General features: G+C 43.2%; 25 protein-coding genes and 3 pseudogenes. 13 read left to right on the top strand and 15 right to left on the bottom strand.

Translation table 11 applies throughout. From position 1 onward, the window contains the following. Positions 1-74: 74 nt before the first annotated feature. A complete protein-coding gene (locus tag I6L53_RS23375; RefSeq protein ID WP_042325807.1) occupies positions 75-656 on the bottom strand; it encodes a hypothetical protein in 582 nt (193 codons plus the stop codon). 701 nt (positions 657-1,357) lie between these two features. Here I6L53_RS23375 and I6L53_RS23370 point away from each other — a divergent pair. Both I6L53_RS23370 and I6L53_RS23365 read left to right on the top strand, forming a co-directional pair. Further along, positions 1,358-1,708, top strand: a pseudogene (locus tag I6L53_RS23370) (hypothetical protein); the annotation flags it as partial. 323 nt (positions 1,709-2,031) lie between these two features. Continuing rightward, entirely contained in the window at positions 2,032-2,223 is a 192-nt protein-coding gene (locus I6L53_RS23365; protein WP_042325806.1) for a hypothetical protein, read from the top strand. Between the two features lie 183 nt (positions 2,224-2,406). Here the strand turns inward: I6L53_RS23365 and ccdB are convergent, their stop codons facing one another. After that, positions 2,407-2,712 (bottom strand): type II toxin-antitoxin system toxin CcdB, encoded by a 306-nt coding sequence (ccdB, locus tag I6L53_RS23360; RefSeq protein ID WP_042325804.1) that lies wholly within the window; start codon positions 2,710-2,712, stop codon positions 2,407-2,409. 1 nt (position 2,713) lies between these two features. Further along, positions 2,714-2,932, bottom strand: coding sequence for a type II toxin-antitoxin system antitoxin CcdA (ccdA, locus tag I6L53_RS23355; protein ID WP_042325802.1), 219 nt, complete (start codon positions 2,930-2,932; stop codon positions 2,714-2,716). Positions 2,933-3,136: 204 nt separating this feature from the next. Between ccdA and I6L53_RS23350 the strand changes: the two genes are divergently transcribed. Next, entirely contained in the window at positions 3,137-3,493 is a 357-nt protein-coding gene (locus I6L53_RS23350) for an FKBP-type peptidyl-prolyl cis-trans isomerase N-terminal domain-containing protein (RefSeq protein ID WP_052425431.1), read from the top strand. A gap of 328 nt (positions 3,494-3,821) precedes the next feature. After that, a pseudogene (locus tag I6L53_RS23345) lies at positions 3,822-4,259 on the top strand (RNA-guided endonuclease InsQ/TnpB family protein); the annotation flags it as partial. A 76-nt stretch (positions 4,260-4,335) separates the two neighbouring features. On the opposite strand, the gene I6L53_RS23340 reads toward I6L53_RS23345, so the two are convergent. The 9 genes from I6L53_RS23340 to I6L53_RS23300 form a co-directional block, all read right to left on the bottom strand. After that, on the bottom strand, positions 4,336-4,509 hold the full coding sequence (locus I6L53_RS23340; protein ID WP_042325800.1) for a YhfL family protein: 174 nt from the start codon (positions 4,507-4,509) through the stop codon (positions 4,336-4,338). Between the two features lie 316 nt (positions 4,510-4,825). After that, on the bottom strand, positions 4,826-5,068 hold the full coding sequence (locus I6L53_RS23335; protein WP_156970480.1) for a hypothetical protein: 243 nt from the start codon (positions 5,066-5,068) through the stop codon (positions 4,826-4,828). 565 nt (positions 5,069-5,633) lie between these two features. Further along, positions 5,634-6,215 (bottom strand): hypothetical protein, encoded by a 582-nt coding sequence (locus I6L53_RS23330; RefSeq protein WP_042325795.1) that lies wholly within the window; start codon positions 6,213-6,215, stop codon positions 5,634-5,636. 75 nt (positions 6,216-6,290) lie between these two features. Further along, the gene (locus I6L53_RS23325) at positions 6,291-7,601 is read right to left on the bottom strand and encodes a fimbrial protein (protein WP_042325793.1); all 1,311 of its coding nucleotides are present in this window, start codon (positions 7,599-7,601) and stop codon (positions 6,291-6,293) included. Continuing rightward, complete coding sequence (locus I6L53_RS23320) at positions 7,598-8,329, bottom strand: fimbrial biogenesis chaperone (RefSeq protein WP_042325791.1); 732 nt, start codon at positions 8,327-8,329, stop codon at positions 7,598-7,600. Before I6L53_RS23320 ends, I6L53_RS23325 begins: the two co-directional genes overlap by 4 nt. A 38-nt stretch (positions 8,330-8,367) precedes the next feature. After that, a complete protein-coding gene (locus I6L53_RS23315; protein WP_042325789.1) occupies positions 8,368-10,953 on the bottom strand; it encodes a fimbria/pilus outer membrane usher protein in 2,586 nt (861 codons plus the stop codon). A gap of 101 nt (positions 10,954-11,054) precedes the next feature. Next, complete coding sequence (locus tag I6L53_RS23310; RefSeq protein ID WP_042325787.1) at positions 11,055-11,669, bottom strand: fimbrial protein; 615 nt, start codon at positions 11,667-11,669, stop codon at positions 11,055-11,057. Between the two features lie 300 nt (positions 11,670-11,969). Continuing rightward, positions 11,970-12,509 (bottom strand): hypothetical protein, encoded by a 540-nt coding sequence (locus I6L53_RS23305; RefSeq protein ID WP_042325785.1) that lies wholly within the window; start codon positions 12,507-12,509, stop codon positions 11,970-11,972. Positions 12,510-12,606: 97 nt separating this feature from the next. After that, positions 12,607-13,173, bottom strand: a complete 567-nt coding sequence (locus I6L53_RS23300) for a hypothetical protein (RefSeq protein WP_156970479.1) — start codon at positions 13,171-13,173, stop codon at positions 12,607-12,609. Positions 13,174-14,250: 1,077 nt separating this feature from the next. Between I6L53_RS23300 and psiB the strand changes: the two genes are divergently transcribed. After that, positions 14,251-14,712, top strand: coding sequence for a conjugation system SOS inhibitor PsiB (gene psiB / locus I6L53_RS23295; RefSeq protein ID WP_042325783.1), 462 nt, complete (start codon positions 14,251-14,253; stop codon positions 14,710-14,712). 451 nt (positions 14,713-15,163) lie between these two features. Here the strand turns inward: psiB and I6L53_RS23290 are convergent, their stop codons facing one another. The 3 genes and pseudogenes from I6L53_RS23290 to I6L53_RS23280 form a co-directional block, all read right to left on the bottom strand. Beyond that, on the bottom strand, positions 15,164-15,616 hold the full coding sequence (locus I6L53_RS23290; RefSeq protein WP_072015782.1) for a NifB/NifX family molybdenum-iron cluster-binding protein: 453 nt from the start codon (positions 15,614-15,616) through the stop codon (positions 15,164-15,166). Beyond that, complete coding sequence (locus I6L53_RS23285; RefSeq protein ID WP_042325782.1) at positions 15,591-15,911, bottom strand: DUF134 domain-containing protein; 321 nt, start codon at positions 15,909-15,911, stop codon at positions 15,591-15,593. The genes I6L53_RS23290 and I6L53_RS23285 overlap by 26 nt, the downstream gene beginning before the upstream one ends. A gap of 175 nt (positions 15,912-16,086) precedes the next feature. Next, positions 16,087-16,953 (bottom strand): annotated as a pseudogene (locus I6L53_RS23280) (IS5 family transposase). Positions 16,954-17,333: 380 nt separating this feature from the next. On the opposite strand from I6L53_RS23280, the gene I6L53_RS23275 reads away from it, so the two are divergent. From I6L53_RS23275 to I6L53_RS23240, 8 genes are all read left to right on the top strand, one after another. After that, entirely contained in the window at positions 17,334-18,101 is a 768-nt protein-coding gene (locus I6L53_RS23275; RefSeq protein WP_052425430.1) for a winged helix-turn-helix domain-containing protein, read from the top strand. After that, entirely contained in the window at positions 18,098-18,592 is a 495-nt protein-coding gene (locus I6L53_RS23270; protein ID WP_042325778.1) for a FidL-like protein, read from the top strand. The genes I6L53_RS23275 and I6L53_RS23270 overlap by 4 nt, the downstream gene beginning before the upstream one ends. Before the next feature lie 255 nt (positions 18,593-18,847). Next, entirely contained in the window at positions 18,848-19,357 is a 510-nt protein-coding gene (locus I6L53_RS23265) for a hypothetical protein (RefSeq protein ID WP_042325776.1), read from the top strand. A 454-nt stretch (positions 19,358-19,811) separates the two neighbouring features. Continuing rightward, positions 19,812-20,063, top strand: coding sequence for a hypothetical protein (locus I6L53_RS23260; RefSeq protein WP_042325774.1), 252 nt, complete (start codon positions 19,812-19,814; stop codon positions 20,061-20,063). 90 nt (positions 20,064-20,153) lie between these two features. Beyond that, on the top strand, positions 20,154-20,552 hold the full coding sequence (locus I6L53_RS23885; RefSeq protein WP_042325771.1) for a ribbon-helix-helix domain-containing protein: 399 nt from the start codon (positions 20,154-20,156) through the stop codon (positions 20,550-20,552). A gap of 425 nt (positions 20,553-20,977) precedes the next feature. Continuing rightward, the gene (locus I6L53_RS23250; RefSeq protein ID WP_042325769.1) at positions 20,978-21,244 is read left to right on the top strand and encodes a type II toxin-antitoxin system ParD family antitoxin; all 267 of its coding nucleotides are present in this window, start codon (positions 20,978-20,980) and stop codon (positions 21,242-21,244) included. Next, a complete protein-coding gene (locus tag I6L53_RS23245) occupies positions 21,231-21,524 on the top strand; it encodes a type II toxin-antitoxin system RelE/ParE family toxin (protein WP_042325767.1) in 294 nt (97 codons plus the stop codon). The genes I6L53_RS23250 and I6L53_RS23245 overlap by 14 nt, the downstream gene beginning before the upstream one ends. Positions 21,525-21,887: 363 nt before the next feature. Then, a complete protein-coding gene (locus I6L53_RS23240; protein ID WP_042325766.1) occupies positions 21,888-22,628 on the top strand; it encodes a tyrosine-type recombinase/integrase in 741 nt (246 codons plus the stop codon). The last annotated feature ends 175 nt before the right edge of the window (positions 22,629-22,803 follow it).

Here is a 22,803-nt window from a genome sequence, read left to right as displayed (position 1 = left end):
AGTCGCCTCTTTAAGAGGTCTCACGCGACAATAGTAGTTCGGAAAAGCCATCCTTCGGGGTGGCTTTTCTCGTTTCAGAGTCTGTCCACGGGGGCTAATTTCATCTCCGCGCGAATGGCATTAATGTCACTGTAAAACTTCTCAGCACCGGCCAGATAAAAAATTTCATTGAATACCCGAGCAATCATTTTCGCATCACGACTGGCAATTTCATTAAAAAGCGAAAAGGTCAGGGATAAGCCACGGGGAATATAAGCAAACTGCCTGTGCAGCACCTGGCTGGCACGCAGCTGAAGATACGGCATGTTCCTCATCATGATCTGCTGCAAATCATCATGGGTGACCAGTTTCAGTAGCGCCTTATACTTAAGGTTAATACCGGTGATCATATCGTTTTCAAACCAGTGTTCGGCGACTTTTACGCCGAACTGCTTACCAAGTTCCTCATCCATCAGGCTGACAAGCGGACTTGTCCGGCAGAAGTTCTTTATCAGATCCTGAAACTCCTGCGTCAAAAACTCTTTGAGGAAATCACTTTTTGATTTTCCAGCAATGCTTGCCTGCTTCGTAATCATTTTATCCACATCAAGAGGGATGTTACGAATGGTAAGTGTGGCTGTTTTGTTAACATCAGGTTCTTGCTCTTGATATGTCATATTTGATGTCCGTCTGTAATTACGAATCACACAACTGCTTTTTAAAGCATAATGGATGTAGGAATTTTTACAACCACTCTGTGATGCAATTACTATATTTTGCATCACTATTCTTGTTTTGACTTTGCATGCCGATTTCTCATTTCGCTGTCAGATCCGAAAAATACCACAGCGGAAGATATTAAAGTGAACAAACCACACAGCCTTTCACCGGACGCAAACTGTTTTGCTGAGGCGCTGGTTCAGACAGATAGCGGTCGTAACAGTATCCATTATCGGGCTTTTACTGCCTGCTCTGGTTGCCATCAGGACAAATCGTCGAAATGGTTTCTGGCTGCAGTCTGCGTTCTTCAGGAGAGGCCAGACCATTGTTTGCATGCTTTCTGCCTGTGGGCGCAGTCCCTTTTTCTGCTTCAGGCCATCCAGTTTCAGGTATATGAGGTCTGCCTGCTGATCCTGCGGGCCTTTTGATCGTTTTCACAAAACGTAAATCCACAATATTGACATGTGATACGGGGCGGTGTAGTTTTTGCTGTATGTATATACAGTATTTTCATGTGTGGTTATCTTTAACCTATTGTTTAAACAGTCAAAGAGGAATGTTTTATGTCTAAAGAACTTGGTGGATATGGACCCACAGCCGGTGAGTCTATGGGCGGAACCGGGGCCAATATGAATGAACAGGGTGGGAATAACAGTGGCGTAAACTGGCTGCCCCGCTCCTGGCCGCTGAACAGGCACGCATCCTCGCGGAACGGCGGGCAACGGAAGTCCGGGTGCTTCCCCTGTTCCCGGTCAGGGCTGTGAATAACGCTGACACTCCGGCCGGCGACAGCCAGGTGCAGCTGGACGGCACCTGGCACCTGGCGTGCCAGGGCGATTACGTGGTCCGCCTTGACGGCACCACCTGTCTGCAACTGTGGCGCGGGACTGGTCACGTCACCCGTCTAGCCGGCGATCCCCTGCAGGTGGCGCAGTGGCTCCAGGCCTGCCACGATGCGGGCATAATGATCCGCATGCAGATCAATGAAAGCCACACGCCGGAGCAAGGCAGGGCGGACGAACTGCAGATGCACCGCATCCGCTGGCCACTGAAGAGCGGGGAAGAGAACCGCCGGCAGGACGCCGGGGAGGACTGATATGCCGTACTACAATGGCCGCTGGCACCTTTACGATGAAAGAGAACGGCAGGAATTCGGTGAAAGGAAATGCCAGGAACGCTGTCTGGAACGGCAATTCCGTTAACCACCATTACTGGCTGTTTTCTGGCTGTGGTACCATACGATCGCCATTTTTCAGAGTCTGGAATCAATGAAAAAGAAATCCGGTAAGTGGAATAAAACGCAGAACGGAAAGAACGGAAAGGACGGAAAGTATGTGGATACTGATTTTCTGGTTGTCATCGCCGTTTGCTGTTTCATCAAACGGGGTGAAACAGCCGGTGTTGGCCGTACACTCGCAGGAATTTACCACCGAACGGGCCTGTAAGGAGGCGCTGACGGCCATGAAGCGGGTTAACGCCGGGGAACTGACCCTGCGCGGCGTATGTGTGCCGAAGGGTGAGTGAGGGGGCGTTTCTGCTACACTCTGTGCTACGGTATTAAAAACTGGCCCGCCAGGACGGACGGGTCCCGTCTCCGGCGCACGAAAACCTTTTTATTACCCGCTGACTGGCGACTGCACTGAAGCAGAGTGCCAAGAAAGAGTGATTAGTGGCGGATCTGCGCCAGGTCGTCTTCGGTCAGACCTGTCATATCCCCCAGAACATCAGGTTAATAGCATTCTTGATGTCATTCTCCCGGTGACTGAGGTCGCTCACTTCTTCTCCGATCACCGAAGCTGGCACACTGGCCATATCGGTAGTCACCAGACGATAACTGTCATCGCCGATATGCACCACCGGGTACAGTTCCCGTGTGATTTTGTCAGACAGCAGACGGGCACTGACCAGAGGGATCATCATCCGGCGGCCGGGTGTGTCGATGATGTTACTCTGCACGTCCACGAATAGGCTGTAGCGGCTTTCTCTTTTATAGGTGTAAACCCTGAACTGCATCTCACCAGTCCCTGTTTTCGTCTGCAAAGGAGCCGTTCATTTCAATAAACCGGGCGACTTCAGCCATCCCTTCCTGATTTTCAGCTTGCCAGCGTTCAGCACGCAGACGTCGGGCCTCTTTCTGCATGGCTGTATTCACCAGCCCGGAGATATTCACGTCTGCCGATTTGAGTAGTTGATAGTTGTCGCTGTCGATGGTGACAGTAATACGCTGCTTCATTATGTACTCCATTTCACATACTCATGGTATGAGTATCAGTATAGATGATAGATACACTATGATGGAAACGAAAAGCGAGATCCTGAAGCTCAGGGCCCGACTGAAGTACCGTTTTATCGATGAACACCGCACTGTATGGGGTGTCATGACGATGTGTCGTTACCCGGGCCGGGTTTTATGCGTGGTGGAAAACCCGCTCGCCGTATGACAGAAATGGCCCTGGAGGAAACGTATGCCGAACGGGACAGTCTGGTGCTGAAAGCCATCAAAAACACGGCTGTAAAAGAAAAGCAGACCGCCGCCAATTGGCTGACCAGCTTCAGGAAACAACCCGGTGTGAAGCAGCCCCCCTCGGGGCTGTGGTATCTGATTGAGTATGCAGGGGATGAACCTCTGCTGTCAGGCGATCCGGTGGCGGATATTTCGGTCAGGGGAAGTCTGACTGATGGCACCACGGTGAAAGATATGGAGCTGACCGGAGCTGTGATAACGATGAAGCTGTCGGAATATCCGGCGGTTTTCCGGGAAGCCATTGGCCTGTTGCGCCAGCACGGGCGTTGACCATTGTGATACCACCGGAAAGGGCATATGGCGATAAAGAATTTCCACCGGTCATCCCGCCCGGAGTCACAATGATTTATATGGTTCAGATGGAATCTCCGGCAGAGGAAGGAACAGTCCGGAAAATGAGCCGGTAATGAAAACTCAGCAGAAGAAATAAAATGCTGGTCGTTATTCTGGAATAACAATGGTACAGCAGTTATTAAGAAGGGTTGAAATCTTTTTTAGTGCGAAGCATTTTTCTGACTTTCGGAATAATGGGGTTCACGCCGAGAAATAAAATCACCTGAAGTTATCGGACACTCCTCCTGTAAATACAGGTTTAAAGTTAACCAAAGTCACCAGTGAAATCAGCAAAAATCACGCGATGATCATCATTGAAGATTTGAAGGTCAGTAACATGTCGAAAACAGCAAAAGGCACAACAGAGAAACACGGAAGAAACGTCAAAGCCAAATCAGGCTTGAACCGCCCGATACTGGATCAAGGCTGGCATGAAATGCGGCGTCAGCTTGAGTACAAACAGCTCTGGTGCGGTGGTCAGATTCTGGCAATTCACCCGGCATATACCAGCCAGCGTTGCGCCTGTTGTGGTCATACAGCGAAAGAAAACCGCCTGTCACAAAGTAGATTCGAGAGCCTTGAGTGTGGATATACTGAGAACGCGGATATCAATGGTGCCCGTAACATTTTTGCGGCAAGACATACCGTGCTTGTCTGTGGAGGGATGGTGCAGTCAGGCCGCCCGTTGAAGCAGGAACCCTCCGGGGCGAACCAGGCTCGGTCTGAACGCTGCAGGAATCCCCGTCCTTTAGGGCGGGGAGGATGTCAAATGAAGGAGATTACTTGACGTCAGCCTCCGGGCCGCAACCGCCGATAACTTTAGAGATAGATATTGCTGGATGAAGCAGATAATCGTAACTACAATTGTTTTTTTTGTTTTCGATGCTACCAGTACATGCAGTCAGAGTGGTAAGAGCAAAACCGAGAATAATGATTTTAAAAAGTTGAGACATTTTTATATCCTTATGTTTGTGAGTGCTGTTTTTGCAAAGATAATATTACACTAAATTACACTTTATAACAGTATGGATATTAGGTGATTTGTCTGATTTTGTTATTTTTCCACCAAACCAAGTGTCTCAGGTTCGATTTCTCGTTACTGTGAGATATGCCGACCATGAAAAAACCATGTTATACCCAAAAAAAACATAGCATTTACGTATTTTTTACAAAAAATAGTGCAAAGAATATTTTTTATAAAAAAACTTATTTAATTCAACGCTTTTTCATGTCTTTGCGTCTGAATGAATATTTAAAATGAAAACATAGTTACTTTTTATCCTGGCAAACATACTCATTGGGATTCAATAACCACTCCTCTTTCAACCATTGGGTAAGTGAGTCAGCGAAAGATAATATTTCTCCTGTATATATATCTTTGATACAAAATGTCCCTAAATAATCTCTTTCTTTCCCTTTCCTGTTTTTGTGAACTTTTTGACCATACTCAGTCAATCTATTGTTTAGCCTTTTCATTGCTGCGCCAGTTGATAAATATATAACTTTATTCATAGTATAAACCATTTAATTTTGAGTCATAGAAAAATACTCACTTACAAAATAATAAGATTATCAGTTAGTTGCTATCATATTTATGGTAATGTCACATATAACTAATAAAACCACCTTAAAAAATCTGCTGTATTAAAGAATAAAAATATGCACGATAGTTGTAGGTAACATATAATAACCACACGAACATAAACACAATTTAAACAAAACAGTTTTGCTTTTTTAACTGAACAGCATAACTTTAGCTCAACACTCTTCTCGCGCCGGGAAGCGACAGGATCTATAGTAAGACGACTGTCTGTAATAGACTAAAGGTTTGGAAAAGTAATGAATTTAGATTTTTTTTGATTTCGTCAGTAAATGTAGGAACAATGAAAGTGAGGCCACCAATATTTTTCATGTGGAGAGTCGCGATATGAAGAAGAACGATGCCTAATCCTTTTGAAGTCAGCAACAAACAGGTAGTTATGGTAATGGGAGAGCATTATTATTGCAGGGTACCACTGTCTGGTTGTAATAATCCCCACTCTTAAAGAGCGGGGTATGTCAAAAAACAGGGTGAAATTCAGTATGTGAGTGAATCCAAAGCTACTTCTCCAGTTGAATAGTATTTATCCTTTAGCTGGGCAGAAACATTGAATGTAGTCATCAGTAATCTATCGTTAAATGATGATAACTGTAATATCGAGTACACTGTTGTACCATTTCCCGAGGCATCTTTCGCCACGGTTTCCAGACGACTGACTGTAAGGCCATTCACCTTTTTAGTCGTGAGGACTGGCTTCAGGTCAGCCATCTGACGTTTCATCATTTCTGCCAGCTTTGGTACATGTTCATCAATAAGCTTCTTGTCGGGAAAAGGCATTGTAAAAGATAGTGTAATGATGCTTTTACCCGTATCGAGGTACCAGATTTCTTTTGGTTTTGGATTGGCTGAGGCGTATTTATCATTTATTTGCTGCTCAGTCATTTTCTCAAAAAATACCGGCAACACTATGGAAGCTTTACCATCAATAACTTTTACTGTCTTATGCTGAATTGAATTTTCCTTCCCTTTCTCTGATATAGAGTTGGCTTTCATTTGAGCAAAGTTACTTGAACAAGGTAATATTGCCAGTGTTAAAAGCAAAAGTAATTTTTTTTTCATTTTCATGATTCTCTAATAATATAGTCTACATTGAAGAATGACTAATCTTCAGATCTTACAGATAGGGGGTTTGTATTAGTTATACTCAATTGTGACATTGACAGCACCTCTGACATTTCCAGTAAAACTGTTCCCCCCACTTGTGATCTGACCAGTCTGACGATAATGGGCTGAAAAATTTACAATGCTTTCAGAATTATACTCTAACTGCGAAGAAGAAGGATAGTTTGCTGACGCACCGTGACTTCCGATATTTAACGTAGTGCCATCTATATTTATGCGGTTGTTATTATATCGCATTTCTATTTCCAGACCCTCAACTTTATTTCCCGCGTCATTATACAGTGTGATATTTTTTTCCTGAGCGGAAGACGGATTGCTGCCAGTGTCGTTAAATTTAGCAGTAACATTTGATACGTTTCCTGAACATTCCAGTGTCAATTCTACTGGTACACCAGAACTGGTCACTGACCCTCCGTTATTATAATTAATCATATCTGCGGACCAGCGCCCCATAGATATATTATAAATATTGTTTTTTAAACGGCATGATGGTGCTACCAATGTGATTGCGTTTCCGGAAAGAGTACTGACATTTAGTCTCTGGAATATTGATGTGTTTGTCCCTTCAAAAGTTATAGCGTTATTTTGAGCGCCACTTCCAATAGTGGATGTAATATTTCCATAAGATACAGGCCCATTTTTTATCAACTCTGCTCTGGTAGAAACAGAAATGCTTCCATTCCAAATATGGTATTTTCCAGTAGAGGCATTCTGTGAGGGAAATATCTGCATATTGGGGCGATTAAAAGCACTAAGACTCCTTAGATGCGAACCATTATACTCAGTTCCTTTACTAATTATTTCTGAGTTTACAGAAGTGAAATAACCAGAGTAGGGGTTATTTTGACATATGCCCCCCTGACAGATCTCCTGACCCTCCCAGTCATATTTTGCATACATTTTTATTTTAAATCCTGACGATACGCCATTTATTCTGACACCTATTTCATCAGGGAATGTAAGCATGAATCGTTGTGAAGGTATTATTACATTCAAATAGTACCCACCAGTAGCTGAATCTCCGTCTCCTCTACAGTTGATATTAAGATCAATAAATTGTCCATAATCCCATGAATAAATAACTGTGCCATCAGGAACATTATTGTCCACAACTATCGCGGTGGGTATAGTTAAAGGAAATGAATCATTTTCAATCAGCATACATTTTCCGGCAATTTCACCTGTTGCTGATCCTTTGTACCAAAGGAGGTCGGAAGCCTCAACAATACCCGCACAAGCTGAATACGGAACAAATACAATCTGCATTCCAGCTATTAATAGAAATGCCTGGCGAAATTTTATTTTTCTCGCACTTACTTTCATGGGATGATCTCCGCCTTAATAGTTTCACCCTCACCGCCCCAGTCCAGCATTGCGCTCCAGGTTACCGTCAGACGCCCCTCCTTCACCGCAGCTGGCAAAAGATAGCGCATGCTTCCCTTTGGTGGCGTCATATGGTTCTTGTCCTCCAGTCTGACTCCTTTACCAGCACCGTTTCCGACTGACAGTTCACCAAAACTGATGTGGTAGGGTGTTGGATTAGTCGCCTTCAGCCAGCGCTTCCCTCCGTCCTGTTCCACTGACCAGGTCAATTGTTTTGCCGCCTCACGAGCCCCCGCAGAACTCAGACCTTCAGGTCGTACAAACACTTTTATCCTGCTACGTATTGCGACCAGAAGTCGGTTATCGGCCGGGTTCTTCGCCTTCGGCGGTATTTCCTGCACCGAAAGCCAGTATGCTGACTCCCGGTCCTGTGGTATCGCTCCCTTCATCACCACCAGACGAAGCTTACCTTGAGATTTACCCGCCAGTTTCATTACCGGCGGCGTCAACACCAACGGAAGATCGCTGTCCCGGCCATGTAAATCTTCCAGCCACGACTGTACCATATAGGCTTCGCCACTACTGTTTAGCACTTCCACCGCTGTCTCACGGTCTTCGGCATATGCCACTACCCGCGTCAGCAACGGACGTACCGACGCTTGTGTCAGGTTCGCCGCCAACAGCCCTGCTATTAGCAAGCAGCCCATCATTGTTTTCATCCTTATCATTAAATCCTTCTCCTTTGTTGTGACATCTGCAAACCGCCTCACTGGCAGTCCACCACAATTTTCTGGTACCAATTTTCCGGCTTACGCTGCGCGTCCGTTGCCTTCGGCAGGTTGAATGTGCACTGCTCAGCAGAGCTCTCCCCCCATACCACTTTCAGGGACTGCTCAGTCCGGGCATCCAGTCCGCTAAGGTATGTTAGCCCCTTGTTGCCGACAATCCCGGCCTCTTCCTTTTCCCCGTTCGCATACACCATAGCTCCCAACGGTATTGCTTTAGGGCTGCGAATTTCCACCATCGCACGCCGCCCTACTCTGGTGGCAAACTCCAGCAGCACTGCTGCACCTTCGCTTGGCACTACACGACGTGACGACTCTTTAAGCTCCACACCATCGGTTTTCGATGTATCCAGTGACACCTGGTTGTAACGGTACGGCGTCAGGTTGGTTACCATCGCATGACCGAAGTAGTCTGTTCTGGCATTCGCCGATCCGGACACTCCGACACCAGACGCACCAGGAGTTTTCACTATACCCACCGTTGTTCCCAGTCGTGGTGAAAGAATTACACCCCCACCGTACAGGGTCAGTCCACCATTCATCCCTGCCGAATACTGGGAATAACTGCTACTACGGCTGACGTTACCACTGATGTTCGCCAGGCTGCCGTTGTAACCCAGTGATCCTGACTGACTATATTTTCCCTGTACGCTACGTTGTATGTTGGCTGAATAGTTCACAGTGCTGTCTGCTGTACTTCCGGAATAACCCATTGATTGATTGTAGTTATTATCCCTGTCACGGGTAAGGTTATAGTTCAGGAAGCCGTTACTTCGCCCTTGAGCACTGCTACTCAGTGGTAAACTCAGCGACAGACCCAGTTGGTTATCGTTGGTATGACCGTCTTTAGTATGGGTCCAGGAAATAGACACGCTGGCAGGACCAATAGTGGTTCCCGCTCCGGCACTTATTGAGGTACTTTTATCGCCGGTTCCGTAAAAACGATCCTGACTCACGGAGGCATAAAGGCTACCGTGACCACTGAGGTTCTGGCTCAGGTTCATTTCTACCCGACTGCGTTTACGTCTCTCCCATTCAGCGTCTCCCCAGTCGTAGCCGTTGATACTGCTGCGATTCTGGCGTGACAGAAATTCCTGAAACCCCAGGAATTCTTCTGACCGGTACTGATAACCGAGTATCTGTAGTGAGGTATCGGTAAGGTCGAAATATCGGGCATACAGAAAGCGCACAGCCGATCCATCCCGGGTGCCGTTCCTGTCCCAGGAATCCTGGTAGCGGGCATGAGCAACTTCAGTGGAGAAAGCCCCAATCATACCGATATTCCACGCAAGTCCGGCAGACACGGTCTGGTAATCATTTGTTATCAGTGAAGTGCCACTGAGTGTGAACTGCTCAAAACCGTATTCCATACTACCGTTCACCAGCCAGGGTTCTTTTACATCTGAACCCTGGTTGCGGTATTTCCCCGTCGCCGCGCTGTAGCGTAGGGCTCCGGGACGTATCATATTGGGCAGAGTAGTGTACGGTACCCGGAACACCTGCTGCTGACCGTCTGACTCCTCAACTGTAACTTCCAGATCTGCCCCAACCTGAGCACTGTACAGATCATCAATGGCAAAGGGGCCTGGGGTGAGGGTGGTACTGTAGATAATATTATTGCGCTGACGCACCACCAGTCGGGCGTTGGTTCGAGCTACCCCACGGATCACAGGTGCGTAGCGAAACTGGTTGTCCAGTGACATATGTTCGCTGGTAGTCAACGATACTCCGCTAATAGGTACTGTACCAGTCATGGAGCCGGAGGTTTTTGTGTATATCTCCCCAGCCTGCAAGTTGCTGCGCCAGGAAGCAACATCCCGGGAAAGGTACATGCGATCGTGATTAGAATCCCAGCCTTTTCCGGGATTACGGTAAAACGAATCGATGCTGTACAGACGCCATGCCCCGAGAGTTCCTGTGCTATTCAGGTTGATATAAGAACTGCGTGATGTGGAGTCTTCCTCCTTTCCGCTATTGGAACGCCCTTTAGTTCGTGAGTTATAAAAATAACCTCTATATGCCGTGCGCAGGCTCGGCACGCCGTGATCCCACTCCAGCGGAGAAATCATGGTGAAGCGCTGGCTGTCCACAGCTTCCTGAGGGACTGTCATCTGTAGTATCTGATGTGCGTCGTCATAGCTGAGTTGAGCAGCGGGGATACGCTGAGTGATATCCTCACACAGTGCCGGTTGTAAGGTGTCAGGGATCTGCCCGTTTTCATCATCTGGAGTGACCCAGCCATTGTATAAATCCACCCGAATACCCAGTTTCCGCAACATTTCCCGTGACAGGCAGGGAACAGCATTCTGCTGGTTGTTGCTGACAAAGTGTACTTCTGCGCGTTCTGCCAACTGGTCATTGACCCGGATATCGACTATTTTCAGCCCCGGGGTGACAGCATTCTGATAAATGAACACATCTGGTGAAGCACCGTTTTTGTCCCGTATCAGGAACCCTTCTTCAAACCCGGAGTCCGCCATGGCCCCTGCAGACAGGAAGATATATACCACGCAGACGCGTAGCAGCCCATGTTGTGACAGGCGAAAAAAGTGTTGAATGTTATCCATGGACTGACTCCGTTTTTCCTTAAAGCGGATGAAATAATTCTCTGAACATCCCACAAGAGGAACAGGAAAATCAGTCCCGCTAAAGCGGGACTGATGGGGTTTCAGTAGTACACAATCTCAAACTGAGTCCTGGCAGCTACGTCACCAGTCCCAACCGATGCACCCAGCGCCTTATAAGCCGCCACATAGTTCAGTGTTACCGAATCTGCAGAACCAGTGGAAACAGGCAAAGCCGCGCCCGCGTCAACCGCACCAGGTGAGGAAAGACGATCGGCGTTAATATTAATCTGAGTCTGGTTATCTGGTCTCAGGATGGCAATTCCAACGTTCGTTGCTGCGCCAGAGCTGGCAGTATTTGCCAGCACGTTTGAGTCACCAGGAGCGGTCTGGCCTGATACAAAACGGGTATACACGTTATTCGGAGAAGTGGTTCCAGCCAGGCAGTTTGTCAGTTTGATACTAAATGGGGTATGACCAGCATAGCTACCAACAGTAGACAGAGAGGCCGGAGTTGTATCAGGCAGATCGATCTGAGCAGTAACCACGCCGGCAGTAGATGTGTAGCTTCCCCCTGTATAGCTGACGGTAACATCCGTGTCGCAGGCGCTGGCCACAACGGTACCGGTAAAGTTGATGGTACCGTTAGATGCCAGTGCTCCTGTGGACAATATCGTAGAAGACATCAGTACAGACACCAAAAGACGATTCATTTTCATGTTAAAACTCCATTTTATTAATAAACATTTACCTGCCAGCTATTTCACCTACAGGTAATCAGCTTCATTCAGCAACCGGATGTCTTCCAGAGGAAGATATTCTTGGCAATCCCCTCAAGGACACAAGTAATCACACCTAAAAGCATCCGTTTCCTGATGAATGAATTAAAGAAAGTAAGAGCGTTCAATGTTCGTTCTGCGGTTATCATCACCTGCAGTTCGGCTCTTTTTTTTAAACCAGTGAAAATAGACTGATGTCAGTTTTACCCTTCTGTCATCTCTGAAAAAAACAAATCTCTTTCAGTAGCTTAAAGACGACAACGCATCATTTCCGGCCTGTACATATTTTTCCTTCAGGTCTTCAGTAGCATTAAAAGTAGATATCAGCAGTTTTCCGTTATAGGAAGAAAGTTGCATCAGGTTGTAAATTTTCCCGTCGGCAGCAGGGGTAACCATCTCGATACGGCTCATTTTTTTACCATTTACAGTAACTTCAGATACTGACGGAGAAAATGTTTTGAGCTGTTGTTTCATTGCTCCTGCAACTTTATCAACCTGAGACTCAGAGACAGAATTAGTGGTAGCACTGAAGGCAATAGAAACCTTGCCCCCCTCACTTTCTATGTACCATGCCTCCTGTGGTCGCTGGGATGCAGGATATTTTGTTTCCAGCATGTTCTGCGGCATTTTAATAAATCCATCCGGCATCACTATTGAAGCTTTTCCATCGAGAACTTTCGTTCTATTCAACGACATGTCGGCACTATTTTTATCGTCACAGGCAGACAACAGCAAGCTTGAACTGATAAGCAGGGAAGTGGCTATTAGGCGAATTTTCATTTTTAACTCCTTTTTGAGATATAAATTTCGCGTAGATAAAATTCGTTCCTGAAAAATCATGGAACTAACAGTGAATACCTGTGAGCAAGGTTAAAAATCAGACGGGGGTCTTAATACTCAACATATCTCTACATAATAATATCCCAGCGGAATTGCTTTTCAATAGCCCGTATTTTATGAAAACATTCCTTTTTACTCTATAGATATATTTCAGCGGTTTATTATCACTTTCTGACAGGTTGGTTACAGATTTCCCACTACAGAGATTCTCAAAGAGAGATAGCGTTTCTCGTGGGACTTCAGCTCGAAAAACACTTGACCGTTCTGCTTTCTGTATCACGGCAGAAAAAGCCTCTGTACTGATATTTTTGGGTAATAACCATGGAAAATGCTCCAAATGTACAGGGGTGAGCGGTATATCAAGCATAATTATCAACCTGCTCCGTGCCAGCGACCGCCTACGTAGCAGACGGCTACGTAACAGACGGCTACGTAAGTGTACATTATTGATAGCAATGACCACCACATCTCCTGGATGTGGAATAAATAATGTCTGTTCTTTATTGCTTAAGTTGTGAAAAAAAAATGATCCACCATGACTATTAATTAACTTCTGAACACCAAGAAGAAAGAAACTGTCATCAGAGATAAAATGGTAATTCATGGTAGGCGCATCTCCCGTTTTGCCCCGGCAAGTCATTTCCGGGATAAATATAGTTAAGTTCCATTTAAGTTCAGGGCATTTAAACATTCCAAAAAACGATTATCAATCGTTTTAAACTTCCAAAAACAGAGAAAATGATAACTTTTATCTATCAGGTGTTTTGCATCGATCGTTTCTGCCTATGCAAGGAAGGTTAATATATTCATAGGGTTAATCAAAAAAAACATTCATTAAGAATTTTCGTTCTTCTGCTAACGTAAAGAAAAATCTAAAAAAAATAACCAAATTTCAGAAAAATTACAAAAACTTACCCTACCACAGGGATTAAAACTCTGTTATAAAATATCATGTAAAATTATCCATCTAAACATGCCTGATAAAATAGTTAGAAAAACTAATGAAATAATAAGGTGTCATCGCGACAAGAGAATGACAAACATTAATTCGCTTCTTTTTATAAAAATACACTTATGTGTTTCGTGGGAGGATTCAAAAATAACTCGCCAAAAAATAAGAATATTCCCCAATAACTTCACAAAATATTCATAAACAAAACACAAAACGAACAAAAATATTTTATAAAATTGTGACGAACATCATTATTAATTACCCATAAAGTCCAAAAGTACTTAATAAAAGTGTCCTCCACACCTTTAAGAAAATAATGTTTTTGCTTTTTTATGGTTTTCCACTGGAATGTAAGCTACAAATCAGTATCCTGATAAAAACATAACGCGGATTTATTGACCAGGAATCCAGGATATGTTAATGCCTGGTATTGTGTATGTATCTTAAACAGTAATCTTGATTTTTATCTCATGGTGTGAGGTCGTTTATTGATGTATTTTGCGAGAAGGCCCGAATGATTTCACCATCTTTCATAAACCCATCGTATGTCTCAGCAACAATATTTATACGGAAAAGTAAGTCATGAAACTGTCGCGGTCACATCAGATAAGGATCTTACTACTGTGTAAACAACCAGGAAGGAAAACTCCCTCCTGAAGTGGAAACAATAAATGTGCAACAGGCAACTACTTACCTCACGGAATTCAGTTCAGAAAATGGAGGTTATTTATGACTGCAGGACTGACATTGGCGACGCTGGTTGCTATGAAAGCTGATGATTTTGAAAAGTTTCGTCAGGATGGCTGGTCTTCACGTCAGGTTCTTACACAATCGGTGATGAATGAGTTGTTGTTGCCGGAAGGTTGGTTACTGTCTTCGGAGAACTATTGTGAGTATGGTGGAATATGGCCAGTATGTCTGAGATATATGCCCCCACATGGCCGGTACATATTTGTTCTGACCAGCCCGGGGGAAATCAGTGATCGCTGGATGTTGCTGCTGCAGTCAGCCACCGGACAACGGATGAAATGTTTGCGCAGAATGGAGCATATAGATATCTTACTTATCAATAAATTAATTCAGTGTGCTGATATCCTGGATAAAAAAAACTATACACTTGCAGGATTATGTACAGAACTCTCTGATATCACGGCTGTTGCAGGAAACAGCAGGCAGGGGAACAATTCCTGATGGAGTCAGACGACTTATATCCCCGCCCGCATTGGGCGAGGGTTTACGGCGTTTTTCGCTAAGTTGAGAAACCATTATCCGCAAAGTAATTTTATCTTAATGAAAAGTAAGATAAAATTGACGATTGATATTTTTGTACCAGCTTTTATATCACCAGTTTTTGTGAGCAGGGTAGGATATTGAAGGATAAGTCTGGATGATTTGATTGGCTATTCTACACACTAAAGTCGGCAATGATAGCACAGGGCGATTACCTTTACCCGTTGATGCGCGTAAAGCCTCGCCCTTTAGGGCAGGGAGCAGTCAATTGTTGTGATATACCCGGGTTTCTACGTACAGATAGATAACGAACCTGATCATCCAGTGACCGGCTGGGAGAACTGGCCCTCAGGGCAGGCATCATCGAGATGAACAATAGCAGTCATCACATAACACGGGCTTTCAGCTCCCATTATGAATGACAACAACGTCCGTTTCCATGATGAGTCTGCGAGCAACAATTTTTTGTAGTGTTTCCTTCAGAATTGCAGCATTTCTTTCCTTTGGCTTCATGATTAAAGGACTGACGCCCCTGTTCTGGTTTATTTAGTTCAATCAGATCACTTGTGCTCGGATCACTCATTTCTGTTAACAAACGGCGCCCACAATTAGTCTGGTAAACAGCGATCTGATGCCTTAACAATTTTCCAAGCATCTGTTCTCCAATGTTACGAACTATAACGCGACTAACACGTTGTTGAACCAGAAGGTCAATCAGATTTCGTTTACCTGAACAATCTGCGCCCAGAGCTGGATTTACCATCCTGTTGAGTTCTACACCGCGCTCATCCATAATTACAAGATAACTTGCTTTGCTAAAATGATTTGCTACCCGGTTGTCATTCATCGGAATTGCTGTGATCATCTCGTATAACTCCTTTACTTTCAGTGTTAATTATTAAAGCTTTTCCCTGAGTGAGACAGTCCACAACTTTAAAACGGGCTGTTTTCAGGATATTGGCCAGAGTTTGCCTTGAAACCCCCATTACAGCAGCAGCTTCCTGCTGCTGCATCCTCATAAAATCGACCAGTCGTAACGCTTCAAATTCATCTTCTTTTAAATGAACTTGTTCAAGCTGACTCATTGGTCGCGCATTTGGCTTAAAACAAGTATCTGAGGGACGACCACATATGTTACGAGGAATTTTGGGTCTTGGCATAAACGCTCCTTATTGGCATATGCCATATATACACTAACTTAAGTAGCATATGCAATATTCACAGTTATTCTGAGAAGAATTATTCTCCTTTTCTTGTAATCTGTAAATGCGAGAAATGGCAGGGAAGTATTTATGAATCAGTAGTTTAATATCAGAAGATTCTGGGGCACGGTGTTCAGGTTAGCAGTTGTAGAAGGTGGCTTCTGACAGGCTTTGTTGAATAAGGCATACCCGCCTTCGTCATTTGGTTCAGCGCACGTACCATGACCAAAGCCTCTGCAACCTGGACGTCGTAGTCCCGTAGCGTCAGTGAACCGCCGAACAACTGCTTTACCCTGTACATTACCGTTTTGGCTATTGAGCGACGATTATCATGTGCGCCGTAAAACCCCGTCCTTCAGAGCGGGGATATAAGGCGCGGTTTTCCGGCTAACTATTCACCTGGTCAGTAACCCGCGCCTTTCCGGGGAGGGATAAGTGCACCGATTTTCTTGCGACGCAGTTCGTCGTGGCATAACCATGTATCGTAAGCTCCGTCTGCCGCCGCAGACTTTATTTTCCGGTGTGTCTGTCGGATAAGACCCGGGAAGGTTTCTGCATCTGTCACGTTGTTCAGCGACAGGTCTGCGCAGATAATTTCATGTGTTTTGGCATCAACGGCCAGATACAATTTTCGCCAGATGCGATGTCGTTCCTTGCCGTGCTTTTTCACTTTCCACTCACCTTCACCGAAGACTTTCAGGCCTGTGGAATCAATTACAAGATACGCTATTTCGCCCCGGCTGGGTGTTTTAAAGCTGACATCAACCGACTTCGCTTGTTTGCTGACACTGGTGTAATCCGGGCAGCGCAAATGAATGCCCATCAGGGCAAAAATGGAAAATCAATAAAGCCCCGTGCGGCCCGCAGGGTCACCCTGAAAACGCGCTTAACAACCAGAACGGTCGTGATGGCAAGGTCTGAATAACGCAGAGGTCTGCCTCGTGATGAGGGCTTTGCTGTAGGTCTTCCAGTTGGTGATTTTGAATTTCTGCTTTGCCACGGTACTGCCTGTATTATCAGGATGATGCGTGATCTGATCCTGCCGTTTGGCAAAAGTTCGATTTATTCAACAAAACCGAACAACAATTAAAGTTATATACATAACACCATCCATGTTCTCTATTTTAATAAAAGTGTTGATATCACTTTAATTACAAGAAATTAAAATCGGCATTATTTTTTCAGAACTTACTATACTAGTAGAATAAGAGTTTTTAAGGACAACTTATTATCAAAGGTAACCTTGTAAAAACCTTATTGAAACACAATGAAAACAAATAAGTTACAATCTATAACATGCTTACTAAACTATGATAAACAATATATCGGATAATTATATTCATGCTATAATTATCCGATAGTACTAAATGAGAACTAATCATGGAAATAATTTTAATTAATAATATTATTGAGTTTAATGAAGATCAAAGAAAACTAAAAAATATAGAAACTGATGATTGTATTACTTTATCATTTACATCATGTAATTTATTAAGCCTGCTTTTGAAGCATCAAGGAGATGTTGTTTCAAGGACTGAAATTTTTATCAACGTTTTTGACATCAACGGCTCACATACAACACACAACAATCTTAATCAATATATATCTTCACTCAGGAAAAACATCAAATCACTTGGTATAGATGAAGATGTCATCATAACAATTCCGAGAACAGGATTTATGATAACGAAAAATTTGACAATAACAAAAGATATTGAAAAATACTGCAGTGATACCATCACGTCAGATATACCTAAACACATTAATAAATCAAAAATGATTGTAATGTTTTTTACATTCGCTATTTCATCATATATTTGCTACTACTTGTTAAATTATAATAAAACTAAAATCACTAAAGAATCAATACCTGTAACTGAGATAAGCAATACCTTCGAAAAAGGGAATTGCCAGTTTAATATAATTAATAATGATGATGTGTTATCTTCTTCGGAACTAAAATCTCTTTTAAAACATTTCCAGCCATATACAGATGAACAGTGCCAACAAAATGTAATCTATTATTTTTTCCGAAGTAACATCATAAACTCCGGTTACCAAAAGTTTATCCTTAAGTGTATTGGAGACATAACAAATATTCCAGGCTGCCATAGCTTCTACAACAGTATATCTGGTGATTTAAAATGAAAAGGAAAATATTGTTTTATAGTTACATTATTTTACAGTCTATTTTAATAGTCTCGGCAATTGTTTTATTCATGTTATCCATGGAAAGGAACTTAGACTTCAGCTGTAAAGGTAACAATACTTATCAGAAAAACATAAATGGAGAAAATATAAACATAACAACAAGTATCTCAGTTAATTTCTTTTCCGATAAAAAGATACACACAATTGTACATGGTATCATACGGAATAATCAGGGAGCATACACAATAAACAGAGAGTATGATTACAGCTACAGGGCATTAGATACGAAAAAAGGAAGGTATATTCTTACACTAAACTCTATAGTGAAAAGTACAAACGATAATGATAAAGATAATGTTGTCAGTAATTTTTTATTCGGAGGAGAAACAACGGATATAAATATCAAAATCAACAAAATTAGCAACAATGTGTTAATTATTGGAAATGTTTTCTCTCCTATATTTAGCTGCACAGTTACAAAAAATTAACTTACCTTAACTCTTGCAGAGGCCATAATCAGGCCTCTGAGCGTTAGGTGTTTTCTCCTTACTGCTGTCATCTCTGCTTTTACCTTTATTACCCAGCATAAACAAAACAAAACAAATTATTATAAAGAATATTATTCTTTGTTTTTCTATTTTTCAGATAAATGTTTCAAGTCATCTGATTGGAGTGAATAATAGTCTCACTTGAAAACAAGAGCACAATATACGTTCAAACGATATATATACAGGATTAAGAAAATGTTCATCACTGATAAGGATACCTTTCTTAAATATTTACAGATAAAAATTGATGCTTCTGATAAAAATACACCTGTAAGTCTGGTTTTAGTTAAGTCGGCTTTACTTAATAATTCCACTCGAACAGTTGAATTTATGGAATACATCAAAGCATTATCTTTGTTATTGATTGAACACCATGAAGAAAAATGGTATAGAGTAAATAAAGACAAGTATGCAATGGTAATTTCTAAAAAAGATTCGTTTCAGTTAAAAGAAACTATTGTGAACTTTTTTGATCGGACTAATAAAAAAGTAAAAAACAACTTACACTATAATAATAGTAATTATATATATATGGGTATTACATCAACAGTTTCAAAATCTGTTAATGCTCCAATATTATTCAGTCAGGCAACAAGTGCTTTAACCTGTGCCATTAAATGCAATGCGAAAAAAGTATTATGCTATAAGGATATTGTCTTTTCTAATTTTAAACCAGGGGTTAAATTAGATAAATATCACTTTTAATCATCCGCTGATAAAATGGATGTAAAAATGAAACGACAAGACATGTACATGATAAGAGTAAAGATGAAGATAGCCTTGATAATTATTTGGTAAAAAATAGACAATCATACTATGTCATGATATCGATGTTTTATTTTGACTCATTTTTTCAATGAACATATATAGAAGCATTACGAAATCATATAATTCCGGATATGAAGTCAGTTTATATTTTAAAATTATGAATGAAATGGTGGATAAATATGATATATCAAAAAGAATGCCCTGTGGATTTCCTCGCAAAATCATATATATCAATGGAACTTGAGCACAAAGGTGTTTCCATTATGGCATTTAGCGGGAATATGCCAAATGAAATGAAATTAGCTTTTCTGTTAAGAGTTAAACACTATAAAACGTACTCAGAAAAACACAAAAGTTGAATTACTATCAATAATATCTTTAGGTAAGATAAATGTACAAGATTAAAAAAATTTCTAAAACTACTGCATTAAATCGACTGAACCTTGCTCTTCAGGAAAAGGGACAGCAGGTTAAAACCTTTAAGGATGGAAGTAATATTGCAAAAAAACTAGGTGTATATTATATAATTAATTTCATCACTAATGAAATGGTTGATTTTTCACATAATCTGACACCATGGATGAAAAATGAATTTATCATCGCCCCCTGGGAAGAGTTGGCCGGGGAGGAAAATATTGAATAAGGATTTTTTAAATAAAAGCATCAGACAGTTTTTTTACACTGTTTAACAATATCAAGATAAAATTATTACTTATATATCAGGAACCAGAAAATGATCAGAACTATGACAGTATATCTCGATGATGAACTCTGGGGATTTATAGAATCCCTGATAAAATCAGATAATTATAGCACTCAGAGTGAAGTAATCCGGGAGTCACTTCGCCTCCTGCGTGAAAAACAGACTGTATCTCACCTTTTGCGTAAAAAAAAGGCAGTATCTGGACTTCTGCGAGAGAAACAGGCATTATCTCGCCTTCTGCGCGAAAAACAGGCAGAGTCTCGCCTCCAGACTCTTCGTGTTTTACTGAGTAGTGACGAGCCCCGTGGATTAAAGAAAAGACGTATTCCTGAAAAAAAGATTAAAGCAGTGATAAGGGCTGCCGGTGAAACAGTTAAACTGACACCTGAAGCCAGCCAGGACCTGGAGAACATTTGGTATTACGGATAAGAAGCCACTAGTCTGGTGAAGAGCAGACTGAGAAATATATTAATCTGCTATAATTTTTTCAGATCAATAATATTAGAGTTCCTTATTCGTAACCGGAACAATACATTCTTGCACTATAGATTTACATCCTGCAGGACTGATCACAACACTAATTCAATTTATATATATTATAACGATAACCCGGATATTGATCGTTACCTTAAAAAATAAAAAGATTGCGCTACGTGAAAACTATCCTGATTACAGGGATGCAACAGTTCAGAATTCACGTAGCGCACCCTATCCTTCTCTGCTACCCTCCCTTTTGGTTCGATCCTGTTCGTCCTGGCATTACCTCAATTCTCCCAAATCACAATACTGGACGGTATTCAGGTTGTCTTATAAACTGAATGTAAGATTTATACTTACAACACTGGAGTCTGGATATGGCCAGAACAATGACCGTCGATCTCGGTGATGAACTTCGTGAATTCATAGAATCTTTAATAAAGTCAGGAGATTACAGGACTCAGAGTGAAGTCATCCGAGAATCTCTTCGTCTCCTTCGGGAAAAGCAGGCCGAGTCGCGCCTTCAGGCACTGCGTGATTTGCTGGCGGAAGGTCTGAGCAGCGGTGAATCCGTGGAATGGGAAAAAGATGCGTTCCTCAAAAAAGTTAAAGCAGGTACGAGGGCTGCCGGTGAAAACTGTTAAAATCACACCCAGTGCCAGCCAATATCTGGAAGATATCTGGTTCTATGGTTATCACTTTTTCGGTGAAGATCAGGCTGATAAATATATTAATCACATCTCTGATATTTTCCGCATTCTGGGTGAAAACAACACAGTAACTCCTCGTCCTGAACTGGGTGAACATATCAATGCCCTGACTTTCGAGCAACATATTATTTATTTTCTGCAAACTGACACCGATATAATTATTATCCGTATACTCAGCCAGCATCAGGATACTGGTTGTCATCTGAACTGGTAATAACAGCCCCGGATCGCGCTGCGCGAAATCTGACAGGGTTACAGGGGTGTACCAGGTCAGATTTCACGTAGCGCAACTTTCTCTTTCCCGTTTCATCACTTTTTTCCCGGATCCCGTTTGTCCTGGCATTACCCCATTTCTCCCAAAAACGGTAAACCAGCCCTCAGCCCGCGTCATAACTGGCTTCAGTGTGGTTATAAGCTATAAAAGGATCCTTTACGTATTTGGTTTTACCCGCAATAATGTGGGATAAGCAAATAAAAGGATCCGCGTGCTGCGATTTATTGTCGTGGCTGGATCTGCTGTTTCAGGCCAGAATAGCTGTATCCATAACCAGTGCGTGCGCTACGTGAAAAATAACCGATGAACAACATCATTCCCCTGCAGAATTCACCAGAACGCGTTTCGTTATTGCCGATCGCCCCGGGCGTTGATTTTGCGACCGCCGTGGCACTGCGTCGCATGGCCACGTCCACCGGGGCCACCCCGGCCTACCTGCTGGCGCCTGAAGTGAGCGCCCTCCTCTTCTATATGCCCGACCAGCGGCATCACATGCTGTTCGCCACCATGTGGAACACCGGCATCCGTATCGGAGAAGCCCGGATGCTGACCCCGGAGTCATTTGATCTCGATGGCCTGCGACCCTTTGTGCGGGTGCTGTCTGAAAAAGTCCGCGCACGACGCGGGCGCCCACCAAAAGATGAAGTCCGTCTGGTCCCGCTGACAGATATAAGCTATGTCAGGCAGATGGAAAGCTGGATGGTCACCACCCGTCCCCGCCGGCGTGAACCACTGTGGGCCGTCACAGATGAAACCATGCGAAACTGGCTGAAGCAGGCAGTGAAACGGGCCGAAGCTGACGGAGTGCACTTTTCAATTCCGGTGACACCGCACACGTTCCGGCACAGCTATATCATGCACATGCTTTATCACCGGCAGCCGAAGAAGGTCATTCAGGCGCTGGCCGGTCACAAGGATCCGCGTTCAATGGAAGTGTATACGCGGGTATTTGCCCTGGATATGGCGGCCACGCTGGCTGTACCGTTCACCGGTGACGGGTATGATGCCGCGCAAGTCCTCCGTACACTTCCCCCTCTTAAGTGACAACGTCACTCACTACAGTTAATATAAGCTGTAGTGAGTGACTCCACCATGAAATAAGCTGTAGTGAGCAGATTATGATTTGTGGGATTCTGGTACGACGAGTTTGCAGCGTTCCGGCAGCAACAGAAATATAACAGCGGGGGTTTGTTGATCAGGAAAAAGGCGTCTCCGGAAC

It is taken from the genome of Citrobacter farmeri (assembly GCF_019048065.1).
Taxonomy (GTDB): Bacteria; Pseudomonadota; Gammaproteobacteria; order Enterobacterales; family Enterobacteriaceae; genus Citrobacter_A; species Citrobacter_A farmeri.
This window is presented reverse-complemented; position numbering and strand designations above follow the sequence as displayed.